General features: G+C 42.9%; 7 protein-coding genes and 1 tRNA gene. All 8 read right to left on the bottom strand.

The window, feature by feature from the left end:
* Position 1: 1 nt before the first annotated feature.
* A tRNA-Glu gene (locus M1F37_RS09220) sits at positions 2-73 on the bottom strand.
* 119 nt (positions 74-192) lie between these two features.
* Positions 193-627, bottom strand: a complete 435-nt coding sequence (locus tag M1F37_RS09215) for a cytidine deaminase family protein (RefSeq protein ID WP_247935573.1) — start codon at positions 625-627, stop codon at positions 193-195.
* 13 nt (positions 628-640) lie between these two features.
* Positions 641-2,101: a glutamate--tRNA ligase gene (gltX, locus tag M1F37_RS09210; protein ID WP_247935572.1), complete on the bottom strand. Its 1,461-nt coding sequence runs from the start codon at positions 2,099-2,101 to the stop codon at positions 641-643.
* 128 nt (positions 2,102-2,229) lie between these two features.
* Positions 2,230-3,579 (bottom strand): glucose-6-phosphate isomerase, encoded by a 1,350-nt coding sequence (locus M1F37_RS09205; RefSeq protein WP_000018268.1) that lies wholly within the window; start codon positions 3,577-3,579, stop codon positions 2,230-2,232.
* A gap of 170 nt (positions 3,580-3,749) precedes the next feature.
* Positions 3,750-4,439 (bottom strand): gamma-glutamyl-gamma-aminobutyrate hydrolase family protein, encoded by a 690-nt coding sequence (locus M1F37_RS09200; protein ID WP_247935571.1) that lies wholly within the window; start codon positions 4,437-4,439, stop codon positions 3,750-3,752.
* Between the two features lie 138 nt (positions 4,440-4,577).
* On the bottom strand, positions 4,578-6,344 hold the full coding sequence (patB, locus tag M1F37_RS09195) for an ABC transporter ATP-binding protein (RefSeq protein ID WP_247935570.1): 1,767 nt from the start codon (positions 6,342-6,344) through the stop codon (positions 4,578-4,580).
* A gap of 1 nt (position 6,345) precedes the next feature.
* Positions 6,346-8,052 (bottom strand): ABC transporter ATP-binding protein, encoded by a 1,707-nt coding sequence (gene patA / locus M1F37_RS09190; protein WP_247935569.1) that lies wholly within the window; start codon positions 8,050-8,052, stop codon positions 6,346-6,348.
* 146 nt (positions 8,053-8,198) lie between these two features.
* Positions 8,199-10,733, bottom strand: a complete 2,535-nt coding sequence (gene mutS / locus M1F37_RS09185) for a DNA mismatch repair protein MutS (protein WP_247935568.1) — start codon at positions 10,731-10,733, stop codon at positions 8,199-8,201.
* Positions 10,734-10,755 lie beyond the last annotated feature (22 nt).

Here is a 10,755-nt window from a genome sequence, read left to right as displayed (position 1 = left end):
ATAGTCCGTACGGGATTCGAACCCGTGTTACCGCCGTGAAAAGGCGGTGTCTTAACCCCTTGACCAACGGACCTGAGCTGTATTTTCAACTCTTACTATTATACAGCCTTTTTCAAACTTGTCAACTACTTTTTAAAACTTTTTAAACTTTTTTCAAGTTAAGTAAAAAGAGCCAGAATTGTACTGACCCTTCTATTGCTCTTTAAACTTAGAAGCACGTTCTTCTCCCCACCAATAAGGGATTAGTTCTGCGACTTTCACTGTCTTTCTTGTAGCGTAGTCCATCATGAATTCTGCATCTTTATTTTCAGCATTAAGTTCTAAAAGGAATTCTCTACAAGCACCGCAAGGCATGGCTGAACTTCCACCATAGGGTGGTTTGTCTCGAAAGGCCAATACTTTCTTAACCTTAGTTTGTCCTGAAAATTGGTACATATTAAAGAGTGCTGCCCGCTCTGCACACAGATGGAAAACACCACAGGTTCCCTCCATACAGAAACCTGTAAATACTTGCCCATCTTCTGCTTCTACTGCGGCTACAACATGGTTGGCGTAGACAAAGTCTGATACTTCATGTGGATTGTATAGTTTCTGTGCTTCTTCGTACATCTTTTCCCAGATGTCCATTGTTGCATCCTTCTTATTTAGAGATTTCTTTTAGCATGTTTTCGATATGCTGAATTGATTTTTCACGTCCAAGCAAGAAAATTGTATCTGGTAATTCTGGTCCGTGCATTTCACCTGAAACAGCAATACGAATTGGCATGAAAAGATTTTTCCCTTTAATACCTGTTTCTTTTTGAACAGCTTTGATTTGTGGGAAGATATTTTCTGTTACAAATTCATCATCTGTCATTGCTTCAAGTTTTGCTTTGAAGGCTTCAAGAACTGTTGGAACTGTTTCACCCGCCATGACTTCGCGCTCTGCTTCTGTCAATTCTGGGAAATCTGAGAAGAAAAGATCTGTCAATGGAATAATTTCATCTACTGATTTCATTTGTGGTTTATAGAGCTCAACTAGTTTTTCAGCTTTGTCAGTTAAACGGCCTGCTTCCTCTAAGAATGGTTTGGCCATTTCAAAGATAGTTGCCAAGTCAGCTCTCTTAATGTAGTCATTACTCATCCAGTCCAGTTTCTTCTGATCAAAGGCTGCTGGTGACTTGCTGAGGCGATTTTCATCGAAAAGTTTAATGAGTTCTTCACGAGAGAAGATTTCGTCTTCACCACCTGGGTTCCAACCAAGAAGAGCAATGAAGTTAAAAACTGCTTCTGGTAAATAACCTTTTTTACGGTAGTCTTCGATAAACTGAAGGGTGTTGGTATCGCGTTTAGACAATTTTTTACCCGTTTCAGAGTTGATAATCAAAGTCATATGACCGAACTCTGGAGCTTCCCAACCAAGCGCTTCATAGACCATGAGCTGTTTTGGTGTGTTGGCAATGTGGTCGTCTCCACGGATAACATGGGAGATTTGCATATCATGGTCATCGATGACAACAGCAAAATTGTAAGTTGGGTAACCGTCTTTCTTTTGGATAACCCAGTCACCACCAATATTGCCACCTTCAAATTCGATATCACCTTTGACCATATCATGCCACTTGTAGATACCTGACTCATTGACAGCCAAACGAACCGTTGGGATGATTCCTGCTGCTTCACGTTCCGAGATGTAAGCTGCTTTTTCTTCTTCGCTCATACCAAGGTATTCATTGATGTAGCGAGGGGTTTCACCAGCTGCTTCTTGTCGTTCGCGTTCGGCTGCCAACTCTTCTTCTGTAACGTAAGATTTGTAGGCTTTTCCTTCAGCTAACAGTTGATCGATGTATTTTTGATACAAGTCCAAACGCTCAGACTGGCGATAGTTTTCATGTGTTTCTGGACTTTCATCCCAATCCATGCCTAACCAGCGAAGGTTTTCAAGCTGTGAACGTTCACCATCTTCGACATGACGTTTACGGTCAGTATCTTCAATACGGATAATAAAAGTTCCACCATGATGGCGTGCGTAAAGGTAGTTGAACAATGCTGTACGGGCATTCCCAATGTGTAGTAGTCCTGTTGGACTTGGTGCGTAACGTACGCGGATATCTTTTGACATAGTTTCTCCTATAAAGTCTCTAGGCGTCTGCCTTTTTGCTCTCTATATTATATCACAAGTCTTGGCTGAGTCCAATTTCTATGAATAAAGAGAGTAAAAAGAGTGGGCAAACCACTCTTTTCTTCTATTTATAGACGCGCGTTAAGTTCTTTGCTCAATTCTTCAAATCCTGGTTTTCCAAGAAGGGCAAACATGTTACGTTTGTAAGCTTCAACACCTGGTTGGTCAAATGGGTTGATGGCATTCAAGTAACCTGAAAGGGCGATAGCCAATTCGAAGAAGTAGATAGTGTAACCAAGAGTGAAAGCATCTTGCTCTGGAAGAGTCACGTACATGTTTGGTACATCACCATCTGTGTGGGCAAGAAGAACACCGTCAGTCGCTTTTTTGTTTACAAAGTCAACGTCTTTTCCTTGAAGGTAACCAAGTCCGTCAAGGTCTTCTTCCAAGCTAGGGATAATCACGTTCTTACGAGGTTTATCAACACGGACAACTGTTTCAAACATGATACGAGTTCCTTCTTGGATAAATTGACCCAATGAGTGCAAGTCAGTTGAGAAGTTGGCTGAAGTTGGGTAGATACCTTTTTGGTCTTTTCCTTCTGATTCACCAGCCAATTGTTTCCACCATTCTGAGAAGTATTGAAGTGATGGCTCGTAGTTTACCAAGATTTCAGTTGCATAGCCTTTACGGTAAAGGATGTTACGAACGGCTGCGTATTGGTAAGCTTCGTTTTCAGAGATTTTGTCTGAAGTGTAGTCTTTGCGAGCTGCATTCGCACCTTCCATAAGAGCTTTGATGTCAGCTCCTGATGCTGCGATTGGAAGCAAACCAACGGCTGTCAATACTGAGAAGCGTCCACCGATATCATCTGGAACAACAAATGTTTCCCAACCGTTAGCGTCTGCTTCAACCTTAACAGCACCTTTTTGGCGGTCAGTTGTTGCGTAGATACGTTTGTTTGCTTCTTCTTGTCCGTATTTCTTAACCAAGAGTTCTTTGAAAACACGGAAGGCGATAGCTGGTTCAGTTGTTGTTCCTGATTTAGAAATCACGTTTACTGAGAAGTCTTTGTCAGCTACATACTCTACTAAGTCAGCAAGGTAAGTAGATGAGATTGAGTTTCCTGCGTAAAGGATTTGTGGAGCTTTGCGCTCTTCTTTTGTTTGCAAGTTTGCAAAGTGGTGATTCAAGAAGTCGATTGCTGCTTTAGCACCAAGGTAAGATCCACCGATACCGATAACAACCAAAACATCGCTGTCTGATTTGATTTGCTCAGCAGCTTTCAAAATGCGGTCAAATTCTTCGCGATCATAGTTTTCAGGAAGGTCCAACCATCCCAAGAAGTCGCTACCAGCACCAGTTCCTTTACGGATCAATTCATCTGCTGCTGTTACTTGTGATTGCATGTATTCCACTTCATGTGGTGCAACAAATTTGTCTAAAACTTTTGAATAATCAAATTTAATATGTGACATGTTATTCCTCCAATATTTCTTCTTTTCTATCATAACGCTTACCTTCGTTTTTTTCAAGTTTTTTTGTCGAATTTCTCCAAATTTTATCAGAATTCAAACGTTTGCGTAAAAATGCCACATTCCAAAAATTTTGAAATAATAAAAGAAAGAACGACCAGATATACCAGTCGTTACAGTTCATTCAATAAATACTCAAATAATTCTAAATTGCCATCTTCTTCATTAACCAAAAACTCTGGATGCCACTGCAAACCGACAATACGGTGTTCGTCGATAGACTCAATCGCTTCGATGGTTTGGTCTCTTGGATCAATAGCAGTCACACGGAAATTAGGAGCCAAATCTTTAATGCTTTGACGATGGACAGAATTGACCTGACTTTCTTTTCCAAATAGCTTAGCCACCACGCTTCCTTCTACTGTCTCAATAGAGTGAGATGTTCCGAAAGGTAGCCCTTGCCAGTGACCTTCGATTTCTTGATTAAGGGTTCCACCAAAGGCGACATTGACAAGTTGGACACCGCGACAGATTGCCATAATTGGTTTATTCTGACGGAGCGCTTCTTTCAAGAGTGCCAGTTCAAATTCGTCACGGACTAAATTGTAATCATCGCTCTCGATGGTCTTTTTCTCTCCGTAAAATTGAGGATGGACATTTTGGCCTCCTGTCAAAATCAATTTGTCAATCATTTCCACATAATCGCGTACAACTGACTCATCGCCAACAGGAATGACTAAAGGAAGACCACCGACTTGACGGATGCTCTCTGCGAATCTACAAGATACAGATGAATGAATATTTTTGCCTTCTGCGTCTACGGGACATAGATTTGCAGCAACTCCTACAACCGTTCTAGCCATGATGCCTCTCCTTTCGAATCTTAACGATAGTCCTATCATATCACTCAAAATGACTTTCGTCTAATATGTTTTTTTAAAGGCCGTGATAAATATTTTTTATGTACAAGAAAAAGCTGCCCACATAGGACAACTTTTTTCTTATTCAAAGACAAATTGATTGTGATAGAGTTCTGAGTAGAATCCACCTAGCTTTAAGAGCTCATGGTGGTTACCGCGTTCAATGACTTCTCCATCTTTGAGGACAATAATCTGGTCTGCATTGAGGATGGTCTTCAAACGGTGGGCAATGACAAAACTGGTTCTGCCTGCTACAACTGCCTCCATGGCATGCTGAATCTTACTTTCTGTCACCGTATCTACGTTTGAAGTGGCTTCATCAAGAATGAGAACTTCTGGATCTGTCATCAGGGTTCGAGCGATAGAAATCAATTGCTTTTGCCCAGTTGAGAAGATGCTCTGGTCATCATCGATAAGGGTATCGTATTTATCAGGCAAACTTTCGATATAGTCGTGAATGTGGGTTGCCTTGGCTGCTGTCTCAACCATTTCTTGACTAGCATCTGGCACACCGAAACGGATATTGTCTCGAATCGTTCCGCTAAACAAGACCGAATCTTGCAAGACAATTCCCACCTTACTTCTGAGACTATCTAAATCATAGTCACGAATATCTTTTCCATCAAAATAAATACCACCAGCATCAACATCATAAAAGCGATTGATGAGGTTCATAATAGTGGTTTTTCCTGACCCTGTCGGACCAACAACTGCAGTCATCTGGCCTTTCGGAGCGGAAATACTGACATCTTTCAAAATAGGTTTATCAGGCAAGTATGAAAAATCAATATGACTGATTTCAACACCTTCTTGCAACTTAGTGAAGGTTGGAGCCTTTTCAGGTCGGATTTCTTCCTCTGCATCAAACATTTCCTGAATCTGTTCAGCCCCCGTAAAGGCTAACTGAAGGCTTCCCCAACTAGCCGCAACTTGAATAATAGGCTGGTAGTACTGCTGAGAAAATTGGGCAAACATAACAATCAAACCTAGGGCTGTACTTGTTTCAATAACCTTATCATTTAATAGGACAGCTGAACCAGCAAAGATGACGATGGCTGTATTAACCAGACTCATTCCATTCATGACAGGGAAAAGAATCCCTGAAAACATTCTTCCTTTAAAGGTTGCCTTGCGCACGCGCTCATTTTGTTCAAGAAATCCTGCCATCATATCCTCTTGAATTCCTTGCACAATGACAGCTTTTTGGCCTGAGATACTCTCATCCATATAGGCGTTGAGCTTCCCTACCTCTTTTTGCTGGAGGTTGGTGTATTTGCGCGCCATTTTCACGATGAAAATCAGCATAAGAAAGGCCACTGGTGTGCTGGCAATGGTGATGAGGGCCAGCGTCACATTTCTCGAAAACATGACAAAAATCAGACCAATGTATAAAACAATATTACTCATGACCTGAATCAAGCTTTCGTTAAAGGCTTGGAGGATATTATCCAAATCACTAGTAAAACGAGACAGGATATCGCCATCTTGTCGGCGGTCAAAGAAAGAGACTGTCAAGCGAGCAAGCTTACCGAAGAGGCCTTTGCGCATCTCGTTGGTCGACTCTGCAATCACGCGCGTCATGAGACACATGTATATCACACTTGAGATAAATAAAACCAAAACCAGCAGACCAAGATTGACCATAATTCCTGATAGACTTTGCCAAACAAGTTCTGGATTGCCATTTTGATAAGCTTGAACTAAATTGGCTAGCTGCGTCACTGCTTGTCCAGAAAAGACCGGAAAGAGGGCTTGGGCAAAAGTCGCCAGAACAATCATCAGGATGACAACTACAAATGATAGCTTATAGACTTTAAAATAATGCCAAAAAAATTGAACTGTCTTCATTTTACTCCTCCTTTCCTTTCTGTGTTTCATAGATTTCACGGTAAACGGCATTGTTGGCAACCAAGTCTGCATGCGTGCCTTGACCAATCAATCGTCCTTGATCCAGAACCAAGATTTTGTCTGCATGGACAACCGAGCTAATTTTTTGCGCGATGATAATGGTTGTTGTCCCCTTCAAGTCCTTATTCAAGGCTTCCTGAACCAGGCGCTCTGACTTAGCATCCAAGGCTGAGGTCGAATCGTCAAAAATCAGAATACGCGGATTGCTGACAATTCCACGAGCTATCGACATCCTTTGTTTTTGCCCACCAGAGAAGTTGGTTCCCCGTTCTTCAACTGGACTTTCGAAGGTTTTCTCCATACGATGAATGAATTCACTGGCTTGGGCAATATTGGCTGCGCGCTCCATTTCAAATAAAGTAGCATCTCCCTTACCCTGTCTCAAGTTATCTGCAATCGTTCCACTGAAGAGAATGGCACGTTGGAGAACGATAGAAACTGTTTTACGCAGGGTTCCTTCACTCACTTCTCGAATGTCCTTGCCTCCGATTTTGATAGCCCCTTCCTGTGGGTCAAAGAGACGTGGGATCAATTGAGCCAAGGTTGATTTCCCTGCACCAGTCGCTCCAACTACACCGACCATTTGACCAGGCTCGATGGTAAAGGTCACATCTTTCAGCATCGGTTCCTTATCCATTGGATAGGTAAAGGTCACATTTTCAAAGCTAAGGCTTCCGACCAACTCTTCATCTGGGACATCCTTGAAGGTCATGGCTGGTTCTGCGTCCAGAATTTCTCGAATACGACGCATAGAAATCATAGCACGACTGACAGAATTTCCCAAAAATCCAACCATGACAATGGTAAAGATAATCTGGCTTAGGTAATTGACAAAGGAAGCAATAGAACCAACAACCGACGGATCCGACTGAACCATCCCTGCAACTAGCCAAATGGAGAGGAAGACTGCCCCATATCCGACCAGCATCATGAAAGGTTCCACTACTGAAAAGGCATAACCGATGTAAAGGTTTTGACCAAGAAGCTCATCTGAAACCTCCGTAAACTTAGCAAATTGCTCTTTTTCTTGGACAAAGGACTTGACCACACGAACACCGCGCAGATTTTCCTTAGCGATAGCGTTGATGCGCTCAAGCAGGGTTTGAAACTTGGCAAAACAAGGTCCCATCATTCCCATCATGACAGCAGTCAAGCCAAAAATCAAGACTACCATGAGAACAATTACCCACCACAGAGAGGGTAAGGTTTGAACCGCCAAGATAAACGAACCGATGAACAAGAGGGGAAGTCTGAAAAGAATTTGGAAGGTCATCATGACCACGTTCTGAATCTGGTTGATATCATTTGTCATGCGAACGACTAGATTTCCCGCATTAAATTGTTCAATATTGGCATAAGAAAAGGTTTGGATTTTACGGAAGGCATCTTCTCGAAGGTCGGATGAAACTCCTTGGGCAATATAGGCTGCAAGGATAACATTGAGCCCACCAGCAACCAGACCAACCAAGGCCACACCAATCAACCAAGCCCCGATACTATAAATAGCTTCATATTTCCCAGCAAGGAGGGCGTCTAACACTTCCTGCAGATAACGCGGTTGCAGAAGTGAACTAGCAACCATCAAGCCTGTCATCAGGAGCGAAGCCAAGGCCTGCCACTTGTAGGTTTTTATTTTCTGAATCAGCATACTTTCTCCTTAAAAAATAGACAAAAGGGAGCGACAATGCGTCAGCTCCTTTTCATTCTGTTTGTGTGATGTTATTCTAGCAAAAAAGTGGAGGATTGTCAAAGAAATCTCCTTGATACAGCTAGATTAACTAGTGAATTTTGGTGTTATAGTTTTTGTTTTAACTCAACCAAAACACTCATAGCCTGCATAGGTGTCATGTTGTAAACATCAAGCTTAGATAATTCTGCTAGGATAGGATGTTCTTCAGTCGTATCAAAGAGTGAAATCTGTTCAGTGACAGCACTTGTTTGTCTCACGGGAGTAGAATTTTCTGTACCTTGACTCTCTAACTGAGTCAAAATCTTATCCGCCCTTGCTAAAAGGTCTGCTGGCAAACCAGCAATCTTGGCAACATGGATACCATAGGACTTATCAGCTGGACCTGGTTCAATCTTGTGAAGGAAGGTAACCTGCCCATCCTGCTCCAAGGTTGCCACGTGGACATTAACCAAATGTTCCAAGCTGGATTCCAGACTGGTCAACTCATGGTAGTGGGTCGCAAAGAGGGTCTTGGCTCCAATATGCTCATGGATGTATTCGATGATAGACTGAGCAAGAGCCATCCCATCATAAGTTGCAGTTCCTCGTCCCAATTCATCAAAGAGAATCAAGGAATTCTTGGTCGCTTGCGAAATGGCATTGTTGGCCTCCATCATCTCCACCATGAAGGTTGATTGACCCGAAACCAAGTCATCTGCTGCTCCAATGCGGGTAAAGATAGCGTCGAAAATAGGCAAATGGGCGCTTTCTGCCGGTACATAGGAACCCATCTGGGCCATAACCGCTGTCATAGCTAGCTGGCGCATGTAGGTAGACTTCCCACTCATGTTTGGCCCTGTAATCAGTTGAATACTGGTATCTTCTGCCATCTGAATTGTATTTGGAATATAGGTCTGAGCCCCCATAACCTTTTCAACGACAGCATGGCGCCCTTTCTGGATATCAATCCGCGAATCATCTACAAACTCTGGCCGAATCAAATGCTGGGTTTCAGCCACAACTGCTAGACTCTGTAAGACATCAACTGTCGCAATTCCTTGGGCTAGAGCTTGTAAACGTTGGATGTACTTGCTGACTTCCTCACGGATACGCATGAAAATTTCGTACTCTAGGTTGGCTGATTTCTCACGCGCCTCCAGCATATCTCCTTCGATACGGGCTAATTCTTCGGTTCCAAAGCGTTCTGAGTTTTTCAGCGTCGCCTTGCGGAAAAAGTGAGTAGGCACATTTCCCAGTTGCGAATTGGTCACATGGAAATAGTAGCCATCCTTTTTATTGTAATCAATCTTAAGCGTGCTGATACCAGAGTTTTCTCGCTCCTTAGCCTCAATCTCAGCAATCCAACTAGTCCCTTCTCTGAGCACACGGCGGTACTTGTCTAAGGTCTCATCAAATCCAGTCCGGATAATGCCACCTTCCGTAATCACATGAGGAGCTTCAGGAGCAATTGCTGCGCTAATCAAGCTCTCCAACTCAGGGATTCCATCCAGTTGTGCTATGAGATAGGCTAGAGCGGGTTGCTCCATTCCTTCTAAAATCGCACGAATCCTTGGCACACTGGATAAGGTGGTCGCCAACTGCAAGAGATCCTTGGGATTGGTTTTGCCAAAAGAAACACGACTAGCTAAGCGTTCGATATCATAAACACCCTTGAGACTGTCTGTCAAATCACTACGCTCAAAGAAATAATCGAGAAAGACCTGCACCACTTCTTGACGCTGGACGATTCGTTCCTTATCAATCAAGGGACGATGGATCCAAGAGCGTAACAGACGCATCCCCATAGCTGTTTTGGTTTCATCCAAAAGCCAGAAAAGACTGCCTTGCTTCTTGCCTGAACGAGCATTCTCAACCAAATCCAGACTAGCCTTGGTCGCATAATCCATCTGCAAAAAATCCTTGATTTCATAGCGAATAACAGGTTTGAGGTGGTTCAATTCCCGCATTTGAGTCCGATGTACGTACTGAAGCAACTTACTAGACGCTGCTTGCTCCACAGTTGCCAATCGTGAATCCAGTAAATGGATATCCTCAAAGCCTTCTTTCTCAAAGGAAAGCACCAGATTCATCTGGCGACTGAGGATTTGTTCTTCTTCCTCAGACAAGTCATAACCCAGCACCACTTCTCGCGCCTTGAGATTGCGGATTTCCCCACAAACGAGTGTGAAATCTAATAAACCTGTCACATAAAAGTCACCTGTTACCAGGTCCATATAAGCTAGGCCAAATTGATTGCCATCACGATCTATGGCAACCAAGAAGTTATTCTGACTGTCCGGCTTGCTGCTATCAACCACTGTCCCTGGCGTAATAACCTGAACAACCTCTCGTTTAACAACCCCAACTGCTTGTTTGGGATCTTCCATCTGCTCTGCGATAGCTACCTTATAGCCCTGCTCAATCAAGACATCGATATACTGTTGGGCAGAATGATAGGGAACACCCGCCATAGGAATCGGATTGTCCGCATTCTTGTTGCGACTCGTTAAGGAAATTTCCAGAATCTGCGCAGCATTGACCGCATCCTCATAAAATAATTCATAAAAATCACCCATACGAAAGAGCAAAAAAGCATCTGGATATTGCTTTTTAATATCCACATACTGTTGCATGCCGGGTGATAGCTTTTCTGTCGCCATTTTCCGTCTCTCCTTGTCAAAA

Source organism: Streptococcus mitis, from assembly GCF_023109105.1.
GTDB classification, from domain to species: Bacteria; Bacillota; Bacilli; order Lactobacillales; family Streptococcaceae; genus Streptococcus; species Streptococcus mitis_BW.
Note: the sequence above shows the minus strand (reverse complement) of the source record. Positions and strands in the feature narration are given on the sequence as shown.